At 58.0% G+C, this 21,264-nt stretch carries 18 protein-coding genes and 1 pseudogene; 8 read left to right on the top strand and 11 right to left on the bottom strand.

All coding sequences use genetic code 11. From position 1 onward, the window contains the following. Positions 1 to 10 precede the first annotated feature (10 nt). From CXF87_RS13480 to CXF87_RS13455, 6 genes are all read right to left on the bottom strand, one after another. The gene (locus tag CXF87_RS13480; RefSeq protein ID WP_101146950.1) at positions 11 to 2,662 is read right to left on the bottom strand and encodes an excinuclease ABC subunit UvrA; all 2,652 of its coding nucleotides are present in this window, start codon (positions 2,660 to 2,662) and stop codon (positions 11 to 13) included. Positions 2,663 to 2,720: 58 nt separating this feature from the next. Next, positions 2,721 to 4,055, bottom strand: a complete 1,335-nt coding sequence (locus CXF87_RS13475; protein ID WP_101146949.1) for a DUF3422 family protein — start codon at positions 4,053 to 4,055, stop codon at positions 2,721 to 2,723. A gap of 185 nt (positions 4,056 to 4,240) precedes the next feature. Continuing rightward, complete coding sequence (locus tag CXF87_RS13470) at positions 4,241 to 4,639, bottom strand: VOC family protein (RefSeq protein ID WP_101146948.1); 399 nt, start codon at positions 4,637 to 4,639, stop codon at positions 4,241 to 4,243. 43 nt (positions 4,640 to 4,682) lie between these two features. Next, positions 4,683 to 5,792, bottom strand: coding sequence for an S-(hydroxymethyl)glutathione dehydrogenase/class III alcohol dehydrogenase (locus tag CXF87_RS13465; RefSeq protein ID WP_003291553.1), 1,110 nt, complete (start codon positions 5,790 to 5,792; stop codon positions 4,683 to 4,685). 59 nt (positions 5,793 to 5,851) lie between these two features. After that, positions 5,852 to 6,076: a metal-sensing transcriptional repressor gene (locus tag CXF87_RS13460; RefSeq protein WP_012218028.1), complete on the bottom strand. Its 225-nt coding sequence runs from the start codon at positions 6,074 to 6,076 to the stop codon at positions 5,852 to 5,854. Positions 6,077 to 6,136: 60 nt separating this feature from the next. Then, entirely contained in the window at positions 6,137 to 6,916 is a 780-nt protein-coding gene (locus CXF87_RS13455) for an SDR family oxidoreductase (RefSeq protein WP_232774929.1), read from the bottom strand. A 108-nt stretch (positions 6,917 to 7,024) separates the two neighbouring features. Between CXF87_RS13455 and CXF87_RS13450 the strand changes: the two genes are divergently transcribed. The 5 genes from CXF87_RS13450 to CXF87_RS13430 all read left to right on the top strand — a co-directional run bounded on the left by CXF87_RS13450 (position 7,025) and on the right by CXF87_RS13430 (position 12,165). Continuing rightward, complete coding sequence (locus CXF87_RS13450; protein WP_101146947.1) at positions 7,025 to 7,939, top strand: LysR family transcriptional regulator; 915 nt, start codon at positions 7,025 to 7,027, stop codon at positions 7,937 to 7,939. A 409-nt stretch (positions 7,940 to 8,348) separates the two neighbouring features. Next, complete coding sequence (locus CXF87_RS13445; protein ID WP_101146946.1) at positions 8,349 to 9,473, top strand: alkene reductase; 1,125 nt, start codon at positions 8,349 to 8,351, stop codon at positions 9,471 to 9,473. Positions 9,474 to 9,539: 66 nt separating this feature from the next. Next, positions 9,540 to 10,523 carry an LLM class oxidoreductase gene (locus CXF87_RS13440; protein WP_101146945.1) on the top strand — a complete coding sequence of 328 codons (984 nt, stop codon included), beginning with the start codon at positions 9,540 to 9,542 and terminating at the stop codon, positions 10,521 to 10,523. Between the two features lie 134 nt (positions 10,524 to 10,657). Next, complete coding sequence (locus CXF87_RS13435) at positions 10,658 to 10,963, top strand: ArsR/SmtB family transcription factor (protein WP_036993197.1); 306 nt, start codon at positions 10,658 to 10,660, stop codon at positions 10,961 to 10,963. 212 nt (positions 10,964 to 11,175) lie between these two features. Continuing rightward, the gene (locus tag CXF87_RS13430; protein WP_003291522.1) at positions 11,176 to 12,165 is read left to right on the top strand and encodes a zinc-dependent alcohol dehydrogenase family protein; all 990 of its coding nucleotides are present in this window, start codon (positions 11,176 to 11,178) and stop codon (positions 12,163 to 12,165) included. Between the two features lie 346 nt (positions 12,166 to 12,511). Here CXF87_RS13430 and CXF87_RS22435 read toward each other — a convergent pair whose 3' ends face one another. After that, complete coding sequence (locus CXF87_RS22435; RefSeq protein ID WP_412458233.1) at positions 12,512 to 12,820, bottom strand: helix-turn-helix domain-containing protein; 309 nt, start codon at positions 12,818 to 12,820, stop codon at positions 12,512 to 12,514. A 768-nt stretch (positions 12,821 to 13,588) separates the two neighbouring features. Here CXF87_RS22435 and CXF87_RS13415 point away from each other — a divergent pair. From CXF87_RS13415 to CXF87_RS13405, 3 genes are all read left to right on the top strand, one after another. Continuing rightward, positions 13,589 to 13,891 (top strand): putative quinol monooxygenase, encoded by a 303-nt coding sequence (locus CXF87_RS13415; RefSeq protein ID WP_007182542.1) that lies wholly within the window; start codon positions 13,589 to 13,591, stop codon positions 13,889 to 13,891. Positions 13,892 to 14,192: 301 nt separating this feature from the next. Further along, positions 14,193 to 15,974: a DUF3422 family protein gene (locus tag CXF87_RS13410; RefSeq protein ID WP_101146943.1), complete on the top strand. Its 1,782-nt coding sequence runs from the start codon at positions 14,193 to 14,195 to the stop codon at positions 15,972 to 15,974. A gap of 285 nt (positions 15,975 to 16,259) precedes the next feature. Further along, positions 16,260 to 17,477, top strand: a complete 1,218-nt coding sequence (locus CXF87_RS13405) for a hypothetical protein (protein WP_101146942.1) — start codon at positions 16,260 to 16,262, stop codon at positions 17,475 to 17,477. A gap of 17 nt (positions 17,478 to 17,494) precedes the next feature. On the opposite strand, the gene CXF87_RS13400 is transcribed toward CXF87_RS13405, so the two are convergent. The 4 genes and pseudogenes from CXF87_RS13400 to CXF87_RS22125 form a co-directional block, all read right to left on the bottom strand. Then, on the bottom strand, positions 17,495 to 19,375 hold the full coding sequence (locus CXF87_RS13400; protein WP_101146941.1) for a monovalent cation:proton antiporter-2 (CPA2) family protein: 1,881 nt from the start codon (positions 19,373 to 19,375) through the stop codon (positions 17,495 to 17,497). Between the two features lie 413 nt (positions 19,376 to 19,788). Further along, positions 19,789 to 19,983, bottom strand: a pseudogene (locus CXF87_RS22130) (IS1380 family transposase); the annotation flags it as partial. 141 nt (positions 19,984 to 20,124) lie between these two features. Further along, positions 20,125 to 20,745 (bottom strand): tyrosine-type recombinase/integrase, encoded by a 621-nt coding sequence (locus CXF87_RS13390; protein ID WP_101146939.1) that lies wholly within the window; start codon positions 20,743 to 20,745, stop codon positions 20,125 to 20,127. 42 nt (positions 20,746 to 20,787) lie between these two features. Continuing rightward, a partial coding sequence (locus tag CXF87_RS22125; protein ID WP_332870654.1) for an MFS transporter occupies positions 20,788 to 21,264 on the bottom strand: 477 nt, incomplete at its 5' end.

The following is a 21,264-nucleotide window of genomic DNA, read 5'->3' as shown; positions in this document are numbered from 1 at the left end:
GCGAACTAAGCTACTCGGCCCGCGCTAACTCCCGTGCCAGGAACGGAGCGGTTCGGCTGCCAGACTTTCGGGCCACCTGCTGAGGGGAGCCCGCCACCACGATGCTGCCGCCGGCAGCGCCCGCGCCTGGCCCTACGTCGATCACCCAGTCGGCTTGGGCCACCGCACGCATGTCGTGCTCGATCATCACTACGGTATTGCCGGCATCGACCAGGCGCTGCAACTGCACCAGCAGCCGGTCGGCATCCGAGGCGTGCAGCCCGGTGGTCGGCTCGTCGAGCACGTACAGGCTTCGGCCGCGCTGGCTGCGCTGAAGCTCGGTCGCCAGCTTGATGCGCTGCGCCTCGCCACCGGAAAGCTCGGTGGCCGGTTGCCCCAGGGGCAGATAGCCCAGTCCGATGTCGCGCAGCAGTTGCAGGGGCCTTGCCACCGCGTCTTCACCCGCGAAGAATTCGCTGGCCTCGTCCACGGTCATCTGCAGCACCTCGGCGATGTTGCGCCCGTTCCACTGCACCTTCAGCGTGGCCTCGTTGTAGCGCGCGCCATGGCAGGCCGGGCACGGCGCGTACACGCTGGGCATGAACAGCAGTTCCACGCTAACGAAACCCTCGCCCTCGCAAGTCTCGCAGCGCCCCTTGGCGACGTTGAACGAGAACCGTCCGGCATCATAGCGGCGGCGTCGGGCATCGGGCGTGGCGGCGAACAGCTTGCGCACATGGTCGAACAGACCCGTGTAGGTAGCCAGGTTCGACCGCGGCGTGCGCCCGATCGGCTTCTGGTCTACCTGCACCTGGCGCTGTATGGCGTCCACGTCGCCCGCCAGATGGCCGCCGGTCGCTTCGACCACTGCCGGCCCTTCGCTGGTGGCGCTTTCGGCGGCATCGTCTTCAGGCTCGTGGCCCAGGTGCAGCAGCACCAATTCCGGCAGGGCCTGCGCGATGAGGCTGGATTTGCCGGAGCCAGAGATGCCGGTAACGGCTGTCAGCACGCCCAGCGGAATGCGCGCATCCACGCCATGCAGGTTATGGCGGTGGATGCCCTGCAGCTCCAACCAGCCGGTTGCTTCGCGTGCTCGGCTTCCGGGTGCGGGAATTTCGTCGAACAGGTAACGTGCAGTACGCGATTCGGCAATCTTGCGCAGCCCATCCGGCTCGCCGCTGTAGAGCACGCGGCCGCCACGCTCCCCGGCATCCGGCCCGACATCCACGAGCCATTGCGCGCGGCGCATCAGGTCCAGGTCGTGCTCCACCACAAACACCGAGTTGCCCGCGTCGCGCAGCCGGTCGAGTGCATCGTACAGGGCCTGGCTGTCGGAGGGATGCAGGCCCGCCGAGGGTTCGTCGAGTACGTACACGACGCCGAACAGCAGGGAACTTAATTGCGTGGCCAACCGCAAGCGTTGCAACTCGCCGGCCGAAAGCGTCGGCGTGGCCCGGTCCAGCGTCAGGTAGCCCAGGCCTAGCTCGCGCAGTTGGTGCAGGCGCGCCATCACGCCTCCAGCCAGGCGCTGCGCGGCGAGGCGCTTTTCTTCCGACAGCGCGGAGGTATGGCGCACGTCGGGCGATACCGCATGGACCGCATGGCCGGTGGCAGCGCGTTCGGCACGCTCGCGCCGGGTCGATTCCTTGTCTGTAGCCGCACCCGCTGCATGGGCGCGGAAATCGCCCTGTGCGATGGGTTCGAGCAATGCCGCCAAGTGGTCCAGCGGCATCTGCATAAACGCGCCGATGTCCACCCCAGCGAAGGTAACCGACAGCGCTTCGGGCTTGAGCCTCTTGCCGTGGCAGGTAGGGCACGGTTTGCCCTCCATGAACCGGGATACGCGCTTTCTCATCAGCGCGCTCTGGGTATTGGCAAAGGTGTGCAACACATACCGCCGGGCGCCGGTGAAGGTGCCCATGTAGCTCGGCTCCATCTTGCGTTTGAGCGCGGTGCGGGTTTCGGCAGGCGTGAAACCGGCGTACACCGGCACCGTTGGTGTTTCCTCGGTGAACAGAATCCAGTCGCGATCCTTTTTTGGCAGGTCCTTCCACGGCCGGTCAACGTCGTAGCCCATGCTGACCAGGATGTCGCGCAGGTTCTGGCCCTGCCAGGCGGGTGGCCAGGAAGCAATCGCCCGCTCACGGATGCTCAGGGAGGGGTCGGGCACCATGTTCGCCTCGGTCACCTCGTACACATGACCCAAGCCGTGGCAGGTCGGGCACGCCCCCTGCGGCGTGTTCGGCGAAAAATCCTCGGCGTAGAGCATCGGCTGGTTGGCGGGATAGGCGCCGGCGCGCGAATACATCATCCGCACCAGGCTGGACAGGGTGGTCACACTGCCCACGGAGGAACGCGCATTGCTGGCCCCCCGCTGCTGCTGCAGCGCCACCGCTGGTGGCAGGCCGTCGATCGCATCTACGTCCGGCACGCCCGCCTGGTCGATCAGGCGCCGTGCATAGGGGGCCACCGACTCAAAGTAGCGTCGCTGCGCCTCAGCATAGATGGTGCCGAAGGCCAGCGAGGACTTCCCGGAGCCGGAGACACCCGAGAACACCACCAGCGCATTCCGCGGGATAGAGACGTCCACCTCTTTGAGGTTGTTCTCACGCGCGCCACGCACCTGCACGAGGCCGCTGGCCGCAGCGGTACAAGAGGATTCACCGAAAGAATTGCTTGGCATGTTGTTCTCCTCTGTTCAAACGGACGGCGCAGCTATCCCGTGCCAGGACGGCAGCTCGTCAGGAAGGTTTCTCTTCCGCCGCCGTGTCGCTGTGGGCGTGTCTTATCCTGCGGACGATCCACCAGATCGTCAGCATCACCGCAGGTACCAGAACCGCCATCACCTGCGCCACGCTGTCGTGAACGAGCGGAATGCCCTTGAGCAGGTAGCCGAGAAGACTCACGACGTAATAAGAAATTGCCGCGACCGACAGGCCTTCGACGGTTTGCTGAAGGCGCAATTGCAACTTGGCCCGGTTATTCATCGAAGCCAGCAGATCGCGGTTCTGGCGTTCAAGTTCGACGTCGATCCACGAACGCAGCAACGCGATGGCTCGGGTCAGTTTGTCGGAGAGCTTGGCCTGGCGCTCCTTTACGGATTGGCACTCCCGCATGGCTGGAGCGATGCGACGCTGCAGGAAATCCGCCCAGGTGCTGTATCCGGATACGGCCACTTCTGAAAGCGCAGCCAGCCTTTCCTCGACGATCTCGTAGTAGGCACGGCTGGCGCCGAAGCGATAGAGATTTGCCGCGATGCCAGCTTCCAGTTCGGCGGCCAGACCTGTCAATTCGGAAAGCAGCACGTCGCTATCGCGGCGTTCTACCAAATTCGTACACATCTCGTCAGTGATCGCAGCAAGCCGCGACTCCATGTGTCGCAGCTCCGACGTCATCGATCGCGTCAACGGCAGAGACAGCAACGCCAAGGTACGGTACGTCTCGATCTCCAATAGAAGTTGAGCCAGCGCACCTGCCCGCGCCGGGGTCAAATCACGAGCAAGGATGAGGATCTGCGTCAGGCCATCCTCATCCTGTCGGAAGTCGGTCAAGATGGCGGCAGAGCCGTTCTCTACCAGCGAGTAGCACAGGCTGGCAGGATCGAAGCGATCAGCCTCCTTCTCCGTTTCTGGTATCCACGGAAGAAGTCTCAAGCGGATGCCGGATATGACCGGGCCCGGAGGAACAAATCCATGTTTGAAGGGATTTTCTCCGCAAGGCTCTCCCGTCTTGGAATCCAGCGAAGCGCACCAGAGATACGTGGAGAACTCGGTGTGCTTTTCACAGTGAAGGTCTCCCTCATCCCATGTCATGCCGTGTAGCGGCGTAGCGTGGTCGGGCTCGGCAACGCCCAAGCGATGAGACAACTCGCTCATCGCCATCTGATCCCTGGTCTGGTCACCTTCGGTCATGAAAGCGAGCTGCAATATACCGCGGGGGGCCTCAAGCAACAGATGCGGGCGCGCATGCACTTCACCCACGGCTGCAGCACGATCGGCATAAGCCGGCATGCCGTACACGGTGGCGGTTGGGGTGGGTTGTACGGTCATCGTATTGATATTGGCCGGCTCTTTCATAACGACCTCATTTCTCATTGGTTGAAAAGCACGCTTCAAAACAAATGCCCGCAGCCATGTGTTTCGCACATGGCTGCGGGCCGATCTTCATGAGCAGGCACCGCGTTACACAGTCCGTCTAACAGGCTCACCGTATAATAGAGGCTTGTGCTGACCCTGTCAGAACGCTCTCAGCTTCCTTGCTTTCAGACGAAGGTGTACGAGCAGATCTTGTTGCCCGCCGGATCACGCAGGTAGGCCGCATAGGCACCCGGCAGGTGACCACGTGCGCCAGGCTGGCCCTCGTCAGTGCCGCCTGCGGCAAGGCCGGCGGCGTGGAAGGCATCCACTTCAGCGGGAGTGGCGGCCGCAAAGCCGATCGTCACGCCGTTGCTGGAAGGCGCTTCACCATTGCCCGGGCGGGCGATGATGAAAGCCGGCTTTTCGCGACCGAAAAGTACCCATCCGTTGTTGAAAGGACCGAGGTTCTTGATGCCAAGAGCACCCAGAGCGGCGTCGTAGAACGCGACCGACTTCTGAAGGTCGGCAGCGCCGATAAAGATGTGCGAAAAGATGCCATCGCCAGAAATGACAGGAGTGGACATGATTAATTTCCTTGGTGGTTGGTGTTGAATGGGTAGTGGGCGGTCAGTAGTGGATCACCGTGCGAATCGACTTGCCTTCATGCATCAGGTCGAAGGCCTTGTTGATGTCGTCGAGGCCCATGGTGTGGGTGACGAACGGGGCGAGATCGATCTCGCCTTTCATTGCGTCCTCCACCATGCCGGGAAGTTGAGTGCGGCCCTTGACCCCGCCGAAAGCCGAGCCCTTCCAGGTGCGACCGGTGATCAACTGGAACGGGCGCGTCGAAATTTCCTTGCCTGCACCAGCCACGCCGATGACGATCGACTGGCCCCAGCCACGATGTGCTGCTTCCAGTGCCGAGCGCATCACGTTGACGTTGCCGATGCACTCGAAGGTGTGATCGACACCCCAACCGGTCATCTCGATGAGAACCTCGTGAATCGGCTTGTCGAAGTCCTTCGGGTTGAGGCATTCGGTCGCGCCGAAGGTACGAGCCAGCTCGAACTTCGCTGGATTGGTGTCGATGGCGATGATGCGACCTGCCTTGGCCTGGCGTGCCCCCTGAATCGCAGCGAGCCCGATACCGCCGAGGCCGAAGATGGCCACAGAGTCACCCGGCTGAACCTTGGCCGTGTTGTGAACAGCGCCGATGCCGGTGGTCACACCGCAACCCAGCAGGCAAACATGCTCGGGATTGGCGTCCGGGTTGATCTTGGCCAGCGAGACCTCGGCCACCACGGTGTATTCGGAGAAGGTCGAGCAGCCCATGTAGTGGTATATCGGCTGGCCGTTGTAGCTGAAGCGGGTAGTGCCATCGGGCATCACGCCCTTGCCTTGGGTGGCGCGCACCGCCACGCACAGGTTGGTCTTGCCGCTCTTGCAGAACAGGCACTCACCGCACTCGGCGGTGTACAGCGGGATCACGTGGTCACCCGGCTTGACCGAGGTCACGCCCTCGCCGACCTCGACCACGATGCCGGCCCCCTCATGGCCCAGCACCGCCGGGAACACGCCTTCCGGGTCCTCGCCCGACAGGGTGAAGGCGTCGGTATGGCAAACGCCGGTATTCGTGATCCTGACAAGCACCTCGCCCTTGCGCGGCGGCTCGACGTCGATCTCGACGATTTCCAGTGGCTTTCCAGGCCCGAAGGCAACTGCTGCACGTGATTTCATGATGTCGCTTCCTTTACTAGCTAACTAAGTTTTCCCTCACCGAGGGTACCCTGGCGCCTCTACCGCAGGTAGGAGCGGACGATGGAGATGGTCTCGTCAATGGACTTGTTCTGCGAATCGCTCCTGATTTCGCTACTGGGAAACTCTTCCCTTAGATAGCTCTCCAGAACCGTTGCCATCAATCCGTTGACAGCTCCACGAACAGCCGCAAGCTGCTGAAGAATTGCAGGGCATTCAGCACCTGCATCGAGCGCTTGCTTCTTTTCTTCCGGGCCATGTGGCACTCACCGCTTTTCACTCCAGATAAGCGGGGCCTGACGCCGAAGAGACAGGCCCTCAACTCATTAGAATTCCTGCACGGTTGGGCGCAGAACGATCTCGTTAATATCCACGTCAGCAGGCTGCTCAATTGCGAAGGCGATAGCTCGCGCGACGGATTCGGCGGGAATTGCATGCTTGTAGAAATCCACCACGAAATCGCGGCTCTGTTGGTGGGTGCTGCCGAATTTCAGTTCGGAGTCCACGGCGCCCGGCTCGATAGTCGTGGTGCGGATGCTGCCACCGACTTCGTGACGCAGTCCTTCGGAGATAGCCCGCACAGCAAACTTGGTGCCACTGTACACGGTGCCACCCGGGCTGAACACCTTCACGCCTGCAACCGATGCGATGTTGATGAAGTGACCACTGTTTTGTTTCTGGAAGACTGGCAATGCAGCCGCGACTCCGTACAGCAGACCCTTGATGTTAATATCGATCATGCGATCCCACTCGTCAGTGCGAGTATCGCTGAGCGGTGCAATCGCCATCAGTCCGGCATTGTTGATCAGTACATCAATGCGACCGTAGGTGTCCACGGCACCTTGAATGAGTGTTTTGACCTCTTCCTGAGAGGTGACATCGGTCTGATACGCGATTGCCTGACCACCTGCATTGGTCAGCTCAGCCACCAATGCGTCGAGTTTATCTTTGCGGCGTGCAGCCAGCACTACGCGAGCGCCAAGCGCAGCAAGGTGGCGTGCAGTAACCTCACCCAGGCCGCTACTGGCACCGGTGATAACGACAACTTTTCCAGAAATGTTATTGCTCATGCTAAGAACCTCATCGGTGGTTTTATACTTCGCCATGGTTGGTTAACCTGGCAGTGCGCAAACTTTAGACCCATGATTGATCTCAATAAATGGAAATGATTGGATTATGCTATTCCTGAAAATGGAATAAATGGGAGGGGCAACATGCTTAACCGCATGGAGATGGTCAGGATTTTTTGCACAGCAGCAGAGGCAGGTAGCTTCCGCGAAGCGGCAACTCGATTAGGCATCTCCCCACAAGGGGTGACTCGAGCCATTCAAGCCCTGGAAACTGAGCTTGGCGAATCACTGTTCCACCGCAATACCCGCCAGGTGAGCATCACTGCTTTCGGTCAGGATTACGCCAAAGATGCCAGGTCAGCTCTGGATCATTTCGATACGCTATTCCGGTCGCACAGGACGGAGCCTGAGCTGTCAGGTAGGGTGGGGATTACGGCGCCACATGCTATTGGCAGGCGCTTCCTAATACCGTTTCTTCAGCCCCTGGCCGCTGCACATCCTGACCTGCAATTCGATCTCCGCTTGGAAGATCAGATGACTGATGCCGTTGAAGCGCATATCGATATTGGTATCCGGGTGGGGGTTATTCGCGACCGGCGCTACGTTGCACGTGCCTTAGCTCCCGTGCCGTTTTACGTTGTCGCGTGCCCGTCTCTCATAGGCCAAAAGACACCACCTGAATCTTTGGATGCCTTAGCTAAGCTGCCACTTTCAGTCCTGATCGACCGGAAAAATGGCCGCCCTTGGCCTTGGCTATTTGCCGACGGGCAAACGTTCGCGCCCAGGCAGCCAGCGCTTATCTGTGATGATCCAGATACGGAATTGGAAGCCACCCTGGCAGGCATGTGTTTTGGCCAAATTCCTGCCTATCTGGCTGAGCCTCATCTGCGGTCAGGAAAGCTGGTTGCCGTTTTGGCTGATCACGCTCCAGCACCATGGGATCTGTTCATATACCGCCCGCAGCAGGGTCCTGTATCGAAGCGGGTGCGATTGGTGTACGACCACCTTAAGCAGGCTTTCTCAAACCCCAGGCTATTTCCCCAGGGCCTGGGGGAATAGCCTGAGACTCATAGACAACCCTGGTGCGAAGCACGGCGCGTTCCCAGCTGATCCAGAAGTGAGCTGCAAGGGCGTGAAAATATGCATACGTGCCGGAAATAATAGCGACATATTGACATATATAGATATTGCGAATAGCCTTGACTCGTAACCCGCACTAGAAACCTCAGGTGGTACCCCCATGAAAGATTCCAGCGATACCTACCATGAGACCTCAGCCCATGCCCCTTTGGTGGCGATAAGAAATCTGGCCCAGGACGGGAAACTCACAAGTCAATGCTGGAAGCCTACAGCCAGAAGAAGAATATCTACGTCAGCCTCAACGAAGCACCGCTAGGCTCTTCAGAGCTCGTTGATCCATGTTTTTCGACCTACGACATCGAATATTTTAGATATGCAGGTAAGCAAAATGACACACTCAGAACTTTTTAAAACCACTCAGCTGGGCCCATACACCCTCAAGAACCGTATCGTTCTGCCGCCACTGACGCGTTCGCGCAGCTCCCAACCCGGCAATATTGCGAACGACCTGATGGCCACCTATTACCGTCAGCGCAGCGGTGCTGGCTTCATGGTGACCGAGGGCACACAGATTGAGCCCCGAGGACAGGGTTATGCCTGGACACCCGGCATTCATAGCCCGGAACAGATACAAGGCTGGCGTAAGGTCACCGACGCTGTTCACGCCGAAGGAGGGGTGATCTTTGCTCAACTTTGGCATGTGGGCCGCGTGTCGCACACATCGCTGCAACCCGGTGGTGAAGCACCCGTCGCGCCATCAGCCATCCGCGCGGACAACGTCAAGGTGTTCATCGAAACTGGCCCCGGCACGGGTACACTGGCCGACCCATCGACCCCACGAGCCCTGTCCACCGAGGAGGTAAAGGAACTGGTTGAGCTCTACGCCCAAGCAGCCCGAAATGCTCTGGAAGCAGGTTTTGACGGGGTGGAGCTTCACTGCGCGAACGGGTACCTGGTAAACCAGTTCATTTCGGCCCATACCAACCAGCGTGATGATGAATATGGCGGTTCGCTGCAGAATCGTCTTCGTTTCCTGCGCGAAATCACACTCGCCGTTGCTGGTGTGGTCGGCAAGGAGCGCGTTGGCGTTCGCTTCGCCCCGCTGTTCGCGACCACAGACGAAGACCGCGTTTACCTCGGCCTGGTCGAAGAAGACCCTCACCAAACCTACATCGAGGCAGTGAAGATCCTCGAGGAAGCGGGCATTGCCTACCTGTCGCTCGCCGAAGCCGATTGGGACAACGCACCCGAGCTGCCTGAGACGTTCCGGGAAGCTGTTCGTAAGACTTTCAGCGGCAAGATTATCTATGCCGGCAAGTACACCGCTGAACGAGCAAATCGCGTGATAAAAGCTGGCTGGGCCGACCTGATCGCTTTTGGTCGCCCCTTCATTGCGAACCCCGACCTGCCCGCGCGTATCGCCAACAACTGGCCGCTTAACCCACTTGATCCAAGCAGCATGTACGGCGGTACCGATAAGGGCTACACCGACTACCCGACTTACAAACCCTAAGCGCTCAGAGCCACGCCCCATAACTCAGGGGCGTGGCTCTGCGTTTGCTGACCGAGGAAGTTAAGCATGTACCAACCGAGTACGATTCCCTACCAAGAGCATAGGGGATTCAAACAGACCTTCAGACAGGGTCATCTAAGCCTTGGGCTGTTCTTTCCCCTGGAGGCTTTCCAGGGTGACACACCGCGCATGCTAGATCAGGTCGCGCTGGCCAAACGTGCAGAGGCACTAGGTTTTTCGGCACTCTGGTTTCGCGATGTGCCGCTCAGGGACCCAAGCTTCGGTGATGTCGGCCAGGTTTTCGACCCTTGGGTGTATCTGGGCTACATGGCAGCCCATACAACAAAAATCGCACTAGGCACCGCCTCCATCGCCCTTACTTTGCGTAATCCCTTGCACACGGCAAAGGCCGCAGCGAGCATTGATCAGTTGAGCGGAGGTCGCTTGCTCCTGGGAGTAGCCTCTGGCGATCGTCCCGTGGAGTTTCCCGCATTCAGCGTTGATCCAGAACAGCGCGGCGAGACCTTTCAAGAAAACCTCAATGTGATACGCCAAGCCCATCGAACACACTTCGAGCCCATTCGCTGGAGTCACGGTGAGTTACTGGGGGCCGATCTCGTTCCCAAACCTACGACTCGGGAAATACCGCTATTCGTAACCGGACATAGCCGCCAGTCGCTCGATTGGATCGCGCGTGAAAGCCATGGATGGATCAACTATCCACGTCCGCCAAAAATACAGCGACTCATCGTGGAAGATTGGCGACAGGAAACGGCTAAACAATGTGGCACTATCTACAAGCCGTTCTTGCAATCGCTGTATATCGACCTGGACGAACACCCATCCACGCCGCCCTCGCCTATCCATCTAGGATTCCGACTGGGACGTAACCATCTTCTGGCCTTGCTGGATACACTTCAGGAAATCGGTGTAGATCACGTCATCCTGAACCTCAAGTATGGTAAACGCCCCGCAGCAGAGGTTATCGAGGAACTTGGCAAACATATCGTCCCGCAATTCGGCGCACAGGTGTCCGATAGTCCTACCTGACAGGACAATAGGATTCCAGTCCAAGCCTGCCCATCACTGCGAAGGGCAGGCGCGGAGATCATGGTGAAGCCTTCCAATTTGCTGCGTGAATCAGGAAGATATCCAGATATCGGAAGAGTAGGTATAAAAAATTCATGACTATTGACGTCAACGAAGCCCTGAAAGCATTGGCGAACCCGATGCGCCTTACCATCCTCAATTGGCTCAAGGATCCCAGGACAGCCTTTCCCGGGCAGGAGGTCGACCCAGAAACGGTAGGCGTGTGCGTCAGTATCATCCAAGAGCGCACGGGCCTCTCGCAGTCAACGACATCGCTTTATCTCGCCGCTCTACAGCGCGCGCAATTGGTGACATCGCAGCGGATCGGCCCCTGGACCTACTACAAACGCCACGATGAGAATATCGACGCCTTCTTAAAGGCGCTGCAAGAAAGAATCTAGGTATGCAGACCCAGGAAGTCATGGTGCATTCTTCAGCCCTCATCAGGAGGATGCGCCATGGCTACAGGTCTTCATACTTTGACAGCCGCCAAGTAATACGCCGTCGTAGGCCATTATTTAGCGCCAACCAATGACTAAATTTTTGTTACCTTTCGAGTGCCCGGATACTTTCCGGATGTACGTCGAGGCCCATTGATAAACGAGGTATCTATATGGCACGCATTGTCAGAATTCATGAATACGGTGACGCCAGCGTTTTGAAGCTGGAGGATCTGGAAGTATCGGCACCAGCAGCAAACGAGGTGCAGATTAGTGTTAAAGCTATTGGCTTGAACCGAGCCGAAGTGATGTTCCGCAATCACGCATACCTACAAGAAGCGGAGTTCCCCAGCCGCTTAGGCTACGAGGCCGCAGGCATCGTAACGGCAGTTGGGAGCGACGTAACCGAGATCACTATTGGTGACTCGGTCGCTCTGATCCCACCTTTGGATATTGCTCGCTGGGGCACCTACGGCGAGTTGGCCAATGTACCAGCCCACCTGGTGGTAAAGAGCCCTGAGAACTTGTCCTTTGAAGAGGCTGCGGCGTCTTGGATGCAGTACGTCACCGCCTGGGGAGCATTGATTGAACAGGCGAAGCTACGGCAGGGCGATTTTGTCATCGTTACCGCCGCGTCAAGCAGTGTTGGCTTGGCCGCCTTCCAAATAGCTCGAATGGTCGGCGCCACATCGATTGCGATCACTCGAACTCACGCGAAGAAGCAAGCCCTGCTTGATGCAGGCGCTGCGCATGTCATCGTCAGCGATGAAGAGGATATCGTCGAGCGTGTTATGACGATAACTGCCGGTCAAGGCGCTCGCGTTGTATTCGATCCTGTAGGCGGGCCGTCCTTTGAACCTCTCACGCAGAGCATGGCGCGGGGCGGAATTTTGCTGGTGTACGGCGCACTCAGCTCTGAACCGACACCATTCCCACTGTTTACCGTGCTGGGCAAAAGCCTGACTTTGAAGGGTTATCTCTACGCAGAGATTGTGGCCGACCCTGAAGCCCTGGAGAGAGCGAAGGCTTTTATTCTGCAAGGGTTGAAGTCCGGTGCGTTGCGCCCGATCATCGCAAAGACATTCGCACTTAGCGACATCCAGGATGCCCATCGTTTCCTTGAAGCCAATCAGCAGATCGGCAAGATCGTGGTAACTGTCTGACCAGCAATTATGGGGCTGAGAGCGTAATCCTTCGGCCCCGACTCAAGCCAGCCCTGATGACCGCTATTGGCCGACTCTGTTGAAAAAGTAGCTGCTCCCCCATGCTGTCGGCAGAATTGCTCTGTCAGCTAGCGCGGGGACGGTGAGCCGCCGCATCGTCAGGGCACAGCGTTGCTCAATCATTGATTTGCTCAACTACGGCATTGCCAGCAAAACTTTGTCCAGGGTCAAACTGGAGCTTGCGCGCCGTGGCGGGCAGTAGTTTTGTCAGTTTGTCCAAATGCGCCGTTTGGCCTGCGTCAGTTTCGCGGCGGTCTCCAGCCGTACATATACCAAACGCCTCTGGTCATCCGCCGCGTCGCAACTCCCTGACACCCCGGCCCAGCTTGCGGCGCAGCAGGGCCCGCAGGGTCGCCCCATCCGAATACCCGACCTGTGTGGCGACCTGGTCGACGCTGGCGTTTCCGGTGCGCAAGAGATGGACGGCATGCTCCACGCGCAGGTCCTGGAAATACGACAGTGGTGTCTTGCCCAAAACGCTTTGCAGCCGCCGCGCCAAGGTGCGCTCGCTTGTGCCCGCGGCGCTGGCCGCCTCCGCCAGCGAGAACCCCTGCGCGAGCCGACGTCTGGCCCAGCTCTCGAAGCGCTCCACCATTGGGTCGGCATGCGCAAGGTGGTCGGGAATCACGAACTCGGCTTGCGAACTGCGTGCCTCGACCAGCAGATAGCGTGCCACCAGGGCCGCCAGCGCCGGACTGCGCCCCCGGATGATGTGCAAGGCCAAGTCAACGTGGGCCAAAGCGGCACCCGCGGTAGTGAAGCGTGTCGAGTTCACGATCATGCGTGACTCGTCCAACGTGACGTTCGGATAGCGCTGCCGAAACATCGGCCCCAGCCACCATGACGTCGTCGCACGATGCCCATCAAGCAGGCCACTCTCTGCAAGTAAGAAACTACCGGAGCAGGCGGCACCAAGGTGCGCGCCAGCGGTGGACCACAGCTGTAGCGCGGCGACCGCATCGGGCACGTCGGGGCGTGTGAGCCGAGCCGAGAGCGTGTCAGGCATCTTGTCACCAAACGCGGGCACGAGCACGACGTCTGGTTCCGGCACACCACGCGCAGTGACCACGGGGACCGTCAAGCCCTGCGCCGTTAGGATGCGACGCCGCACGCCCACCAGCGTGAGCTCTATGTGCGCGGGAGCCTGTGGCAGCGAGCTCGACATCGCATTGGCCAAGCCCACTGTGTCAGTGAGCGCCGCAAGCCCCAGATCAAACACGCCATCACAAACAAGGATATGAAGTTTCATGGCAATAATGATATCAAAGTTGTCATTTTTGTCTATATAAATGGTTGTCATGAAGACTTAGACTGCAGGCTCGTCGGTGCTTTCACCTAAACCATTTACCCAAAGGATTACAATATGACCAAGCTCGCCCTGTTTGTTCGCCTCGAAGCCAAACCCGGCCAGGAGGCTGCGCTTGCCGACTTCCTGGCCAGCGCACTGCCGCTCGCCAACGCCGAATCCGGCACCACTGCCTGGTTTGCATTGAAGTTTGGCCCTTCGACGTTCGGTGTGTTCGATGCCTTTGCCGATGAGGCAGGTCGCCAGGCACATCTGAACGGCCAGATCGCCGCGGCCTTGATGGCCAACGCCGCGACCTTGCTCAGTTCTCCGCCCAATATCGAGAAGGTCGAACTGCTTGCAGCCAAACTGCCTGCATGACAACCCGGCCTTGACTCAATCAGGTCACGCTGCGTAGGGCCACACGGCCCTACGCAGCCCCCCTCGATTGCCGGGGGGATGTTCGGCGACAATTAGGATGACCAGTTGACGACAATTCTCTTGGCCGGTTGGGTGTCTCAATAGGTACCTTGTTTTCTGTTCGGAGTTCAAGGTGCCAAGAATATTAAACGCGCATACATGTAAAAGCGAAGCTCACCTGAGATTACGGTAAGGCGCATTCCTTAAGTACTCTTAGCTATCTAAGCCCAGAGAGGAGGACAAGCGCAAGGACGACGCGGAATTGAAGTCGGAGCTGTTGAACGTGCTTCGTCGCTATCTCCGCCCGGAGTTCATCAACCGCATTGATGAGATCATCGTGTTCCACGCGCTCGACCGCAAACAGATCCGTGACATCGTAGGCCTGCAGCTCGAACGCGTGAAGCGTATCGCGCACGGGCAGGGCTTGACGGTGGAGTTCGACAACTCACTCATCGACCACTTGGCGGATGTCGGCTACCGGCCGGAGTTTGGGGCGCGCGAACGTCGTCGCCAGATCCGATCCCTGATCGAGACGCGCCTTGCGAGTGCCGTGTTGCGGGGCGACATAGAGGAAGGTGATAGCCTGCGCTTCGTCTACGACGATGATCGAAGTGAAATCCGCTGGGAGAAGGAAGCAAAGGTGCCCAGGGTTTACCTTCGCGTAGTGGGCTATAGTGTTACTAGAGTTCCACTCTGTATTTCCTTTACCCGTCAACCTGAGGTCATTATGGCCGAGTCGACCCACAATCCGAACGGTCAGCCGGCCTCAACCGACACCGTGTATGGAATGCCGGCCTATGCCGATAGGGCGGCGGCCGTGAACGAAGTGCATGCACGCCCACACCTCATGATTCAGGCCCCGAGGCAGATGTTGCAGTTCGCTTTCATGACGGGAGGAGATCTGACTAAGGATAAGTTGGCGGTGAATGAGTTGTCTGGTCGTCTCGGCGTGGCTGAGCCTGACCAATCCACGTCATTTCACGGCTTGGCCTGGGACGACGGAGACCTGCACTGCGAAAAACACACGGAGTATTCGACGTATCTGTGGTGTGCCGAGCTTGATCCCGAAACCGGAGAACCATGCGGCGAGAATCCGTTCAAGCATGGATTCATCCCTCCAGGCCCGGTGGTATCGGGCGTGCGCCTGACCTTTCTTCCATGGAATTCAGATACTGAGAAGGAGGTAGATCGCTTCGATACTTCCAGCCTTTGTTACTCGCTAGTAGAAAGTGGGAACGCTGCCATCCTGACCGATTTCCGACAGGATGACGACGGCCTGACGCACATCCTGATCCTTGCGCGTGATTTGAAACCCGCGCGAGCAGGTGCGCTGGCGCAACGTCTTCTGGAGATTGAGACCTATCGGACTTTGGCCTTATTGTCGTTGCCGTTGACTAGGTCAATGACGAAGGAGCTGCGAAGCATGGAGTCACAACTGGCCATGATGACTGATGAGATGTCGACGAACTCGGAAGCGCGGCGTGACAACCACCTCCTTCTGTCAGAACTGACCAGTTTGGCGGCAAAGTTGGAGGCCTGCGTTGCTGCGAATCTCTATCGATTTGGCGCCAGCCGGGCTTACTACGAGATCGTTGAAGAGAGGTTGGCAGCGCTATTGGAAGAGGGGGTGTCCGGATACTTTACCTGGCGGGATTTTCTTCAGCGTCGTATTGCTCCTGCGATGCGAACCTGCCTTTCGGTTAAAGAGCGCCAGGCCAAGCTCTCCGACGAACTGACCCGAAACATCTCACTGCTGCGCTCCTGGGTCGATGTCGAACTGGAACGCCAGAATCGGGACTTGCTGGCGTCGATGAACAACCGGGTCAAGCTGCAATTGCGTCTTCAGCAAACGGTTGAAGGGCTGTCTGTGGCAGCAATTTCGTATTACGTCGTGAGTCTTTCAGGCTATTTCCTGAAGGGAATTCCATTCATTTACGATGTTGCCACACCGGTGATGTCGGTACTGGTACCCGTCGTGATGCTGTCGATCTGGTGGAGAGTTCGTCGGATCAGGCATGCCCACGACGATTCCACGGCGTTGTAAAAGTCTTAATACGATCTACCGGCTGAAGCGCGGAATGGGGTAATCGTGGAGCGTCCAGTAGGGATGCCAGCATTTAATGGACCCAGTCATCTAATCTCTTGGGGTAGGGGTAGGGCAGCGAGCAAGGCCGGCTGATGGGACCCGGCTTCAATTTTTGGTTTCAATTTCTCCAATGACTATAGCGAGAGTCGCGCTATGCTAATCTTCATCTAAGCTTGGATATACTAGGCGGGCTTTACAGGGTCCCACTCCTAAGTCCGCTAGCTACGTCGTCAAGGAGCGCTTATGACCAAGGCTCAAAACGAGGTCTACACCAAGCAGCCCGCAGCAGAAGGGATCCAGACGGTTAACCCATGCCGAAAAGTGGTGGGCCTAGTACCTGCTCCGGAGATGTCCGCTGAGATGGCCGAAAAGGTAATCGACCAGTTACCCGAACTTCTGGCCAACTACGTCGATGACCGGTTGAACTGGGAGGTGCAACTGATCGTCGATCCGTTGATCGGTGCTGCAGAGGCTTCCAACGATATTATTGGGAGTATTCTCGAGTATAAGCGGGACCAGCAGTGGGACTACGCGATCTGCATTACCGATTTGCCGATCTTTAAGGACGGGCGCTTCGTAATCGCTGAAACCAGCACGGTGCATGGCGTTGCGATGATTTCATTGCCTGCCTTCGGCATTACCGCAATACGTCGTCGCCTGAACGAAGCGATCCTGCAACTGGTCAACGAATTGCACCATGGCAGTTCCGAAGAGGACCGTACTCGTCAGGAGCAGCGTACCCAGCAATCCGATAAAGTCCACGAGAGTCTGCGTGGCAAAGGTGCGCGGCAACTATTGGGCAGGCACCTCTACGAGAAGCTGTTTCCGATACGTCGGCTAACGCTATCGGGCGAGGGAGAGTCCTTTGACGTGCGCTTCATTGCCGATTCGTGGATCAACGGGAACCTTCGCATCCTGGCAGGCATGGTGCGCGCCAACCGCCCCTCGACCATCTTTCCTGCTTTCAAGCGCGTCATCGCCGTCGCGTTCGCGACCGGCGCCTATGGTCTGGTGTTTCCCACCCTTTGGCAGCTCAGCGCCAATTATGGCCGGCCACGCCTTGTTCTGCTGATGGGAGTGGCCATGGTGTCGATGATTGCCTGGATCATTATTGCCCACACGCTTTGGGAACCGATAAAAAACGCCCGATCACCACGTCTGGTTCGGCTCTATAACACGGTCACTGTCCTGACGCTGAGTGCCGGGGTCGTATTCTATTACGTGATCCTGCTGGGCCTTTTCTGTTTCACGGTCCTCGTTTTCATTCCGGCCAACATGCTGGAAGCGCAACTTGATCACGGGGCCAGTCTTCTCGATTACACCACTCTTGCCTGGCTCGCGACTTCGGTTGCCACTATCGCTGGCGCCCTGGGGGCCGGACTGGAAGATGAAGAAACCGTCAGAAACGCTACTTACGGCTACCGGCAGCGACGCCGCAACCAGGAAGCGAATAAGCGCTGACAATTCTGTTTTAGTGATCAGCCGTTGTTCCTCGGTGGGGTCCACGCCGGTGCTTCGTCCTCGATTTGCCGTGCGTCTTCCCGCATGGCGTGCCCCAGTGACTCGTCCAGTTTCATGAACAGCTCCCCGTAGCGCGGGCTGAAGTGGATGCCTTCCTCGATGTTGCGCCAGGCGCTGAACAATTGGTCTTCGTTGGCTTTTTCGCTGGCGACAAAGGATTGAGTCATTCGGCGGGCGCGTTCTGGGTGGACGCCCATGGCAGTGAGGGCATCGCCGCCGAGTTTCAGGGCGGAGTAATAGGTTTCGCTCACCACATCGTCGGCGCCGGCTTCACGCAGCTCGTAACCATGGCCGCGGTCGAAGGCGCGGGCCAGTATCCAAACCTCCGGGTAAAGCTGTTTGACGTGACGCACCAGGCTCACGGCCCGGTCGCGGTCATCGATGGCGACGACGAGCAGGCGTGCCTCGGCAATGCCGGCGGTTTCCAGTAGCTGGATGCGGGTGGCGTCGCCAAAGTAACTTTTCAGTTGGATCAGGCGCAGATTTTCGATCTGATCCAGAGCATGGTCCAGGGCTACGCTGGGAATGTTGTTGGCGCGAAGCAAACGACACACGATCTGTCCGAAGCGGCCGACCCCTGCCACGATCACCGGGGCCTGCTCTTCTATCTCATCCGGCTCTGCTTCTTCATTGGAAGCCTTCTGATAGCGCGGCAGCACCACCCGGTCATAGACAATGAACAACAGCGGTGTCAGGAACATGGACAGGGCCACCACCAGTGACAGCACCTGAGCGGTGTCTGCAGGGATAACTTGGTTCTGGGTACTGTAGGTCAGCAGCACGAACCCGAACTCACCGGCCTGGGCCAGCCCGAGGCTGAACAACCAGCCTTCACTGCCGCGGATGCCGAATGCGAAAGCCAGGCCAAACAGAATCAGCGTCTTGCCAATGATAACCGCCAGGGCGAGAAGAAAGACCGTATCCCAAGAAGCCGCCAGAACGCCGAAATTGATTCCCGCGCCTACGGTCATGAAGAAAAGCCCTAGCAGCAGCCCCTTGAAAGGTTCGATATTGGCTTCCAACTCGTGCCGGAATTCGCTGTTGGCGAGGACCACACCGGCCAGGAATGCGCCGAGCGCCGGCGACAGATTCACCAAGCTCATCAGCGCCGCGATGCCGATAATCAGCATCAGGGACGCGGCGGTGAATACTTCCCGCATGCCGGATCGCACCACGTAGCGGAACAGCGGCCGACTCAGGTAATGGCCACAGATAATCACGATCACGATCGCACCGACAACGGCCAGCCCATGCGCCCAGCCCGGCAGGTTCTCAACCAGGCTGAGGCTGCTATGCCCGCCCTCGCTGCCACTACCGGACATTGCGGACACGGCCAGCAGCGGGATGACGGCCAGCATGGGAATCACCGCAATGTCCTGGAAAAGCAGCACTGAGAAGGCACTCTGCCCACCTTCGGTTTTGACTAGCCCCCTTTCGGTAAGTGTCTGCAAGACAATCGCTGTTGAGGAAAGGGAGAAGAGAAACCCTACCGCCACGGCTGTTTGCCAGGCCATCCCCAGGAACCAGGCAAAACAGGTGGCGGCGGCTGCAGTCAGTGTGACCTGCAGGCCGCCAAGACCGAGCAGCCGAACCCGCATGGCCCAAAGGGATTTGGGGTCAAGCTCCATCCCCACCAGGAACAGCATCATTACCACGCCGAACTCAGCAAAATGCTGAAGAGTGAGGGCCTCCTGGCCCACCAGTCCTGTCACCGGTCCTATGACCACACCGGCCACCAAGTAACCGAGTACCGACCCCAGCCCGAACTGTCTGGCCAGTGGCACCGCTATTACCGCCGCCACCAGGTAGATAAACGCCTGAACAAAGTAGTCAGTCATCAGTCATGTCCGTGGGTCGAAAATCACATACCCATTCTTCTAACATTAGACCAACGGCTGCATTTCGCTTCCGGTATCGAAAATGGGGGACAAAAATGGGGACATACCTGTTTTTCTTCACCACAATGCTCAGTGCGGCCATAGCCGTCAACTGGTATCCCGCGTGATTCATCACGGTCTTGTTAAAGTGGCTGATCGCACGCTTCCGGCTCTTATTCTTCTGCCAACGACATGGCAGCACCGCCACATATGCTCATTTATTCTCTAAATACTTGTCGCTTATAATATCAAGTAAAGAGGGTGGGGCGCTTGCTCACGGCCCCCTCGACCACTGGACGATGCCTTAAGAAAGGCGGTCGTGGTGGCGGTTAGGACAATGCGGCCAATCTTGGCCCTCCTCGCATCAGGGTTGGTCACCAATTGTCGGCGGCGGCTCCCAGGTGCAAGGTCACCCGCAATGCATGCATGGTGAGCGTGGCGGCGACTTTCAGCACCTGCTCGCGAAACCTCATTAGGCTCCACCTCTTACGGTTTTGATTCCCCATCAGGCAGCTCAGGCCGTGCGGATATTGTTTCAATCTAACCATTAGTTCTAGTTCGTTCTGGGCCTTCGGCCCTCCACCGGATGGCCTTTTCTCCGCTTCGCTACGTAAAGGCCGCTGCTGAATGTTGGCGTTACATCAGGAAAGTCTCAATGGCGGCTTCTGGCCGGACAATGACGGCCCAAAATAGGCCGTCGTTCAGCCTCATCAAACTTCAGTCTGTTCTGCCATTTCCAACGCGTCATCTACCTCAACCCCTAGATACCTGACGGTGCTTTCCAGCTTCGTGTGACCCAGGAGAAGTTGCACTGCCCTTAAATTTTTCGTGCGACGGTATATCAGCGAAGCTTTTGTACGTCGCATCGTGTGCGTGCCATACATTGATGCATCTAGTCCTATTTCGGTAACCCAGGCTTTCACAATACGGGCATATTGGCGCGTTGAGAGAGGCTTTGCGCTATTGATTCGGCTGGGAAATAGGAAGTCTTCGCTTCGGAGCTGAGCCAGCTGTATCCAGTCGATAATAGCGATACGGGCTTGCTCGGTTATTTCGAACTGGACAGGTCGATGCGTTTTTTGCTGCATCACGATGGCTCGTGGGGATATGCACGCACCATGGGCTATATCTCGGACTCGTAAATTGACGAGGTCGCAGCCTCGTAATTTGCTATCGATGGCTAAATTGAAGAGGGCGAGGTCTCTTGTCTTTTTGGCAATCTGTAGACGAACACGGATCGCCCAGATATCTCTGAGGCGCAGTGGTGTCTTCTGCCCAACCAACTTGCCTTTATTCCAAGGAGTGAAGGGGTTTTGAGTAGAAACGTTCATGGCAAGATCCTCCATCGGGTGGAGATCAAAGAATGGAACATTTCACCTAAGCTTGTGCTGTGATGGCCACTGAGAATGGTGGTCATCGATAACAAAGACGTGCCGATGTGAGCCTCGAAAATGATGGTGGGAATGGCGATGAGGTTCCGGCCCCTCCCATCCCTCATGCTCGTGTTGATGGTGTTCATCGTGGTAGTGCAGATGGGTATGGGTTATGGCTGCGTGCTCGTGCTCAAGAGTTCTCAGGTCAGATTTATGCCAGATAAGGGCTGTGAGCGCCGTTGCTGCCAGAGCAATCGTTCCCAGCAAAGCGAACGTTCCCGTCAGTCCCACGTTTACCCCCAGCCAACCTGCCAACGGATAAGTAACCAGCCAACAGCTGTGTGACAAGGAAAATTGGGCAGCAAACAGCGCTGGACGATCCTCCGGCTGACACGAGCGTTTGAGCAGGCGTCCGGAGGGGGTCATAACCAACGAGGCCCCCGCGCCCAACAGCAACCATAGCCCGGTAAGCCCCGT

The sequence above is a fragment of the Halomonas sp. MES3-P3E genome (assembly GCF_002836035.1).
In the GTDB taxonomy this organism is placed as follows: Bacteria; Pseudomonadota; Gammaproteobacteria; order Pseudomonadales; family Halomonadaceae; genus Vreelandella; species Vreelandella arctica.
Note: the sequence above shows the minus strand (reverse complement) of the source record. Positions and strands in the feature narration are given on the sequence as shown.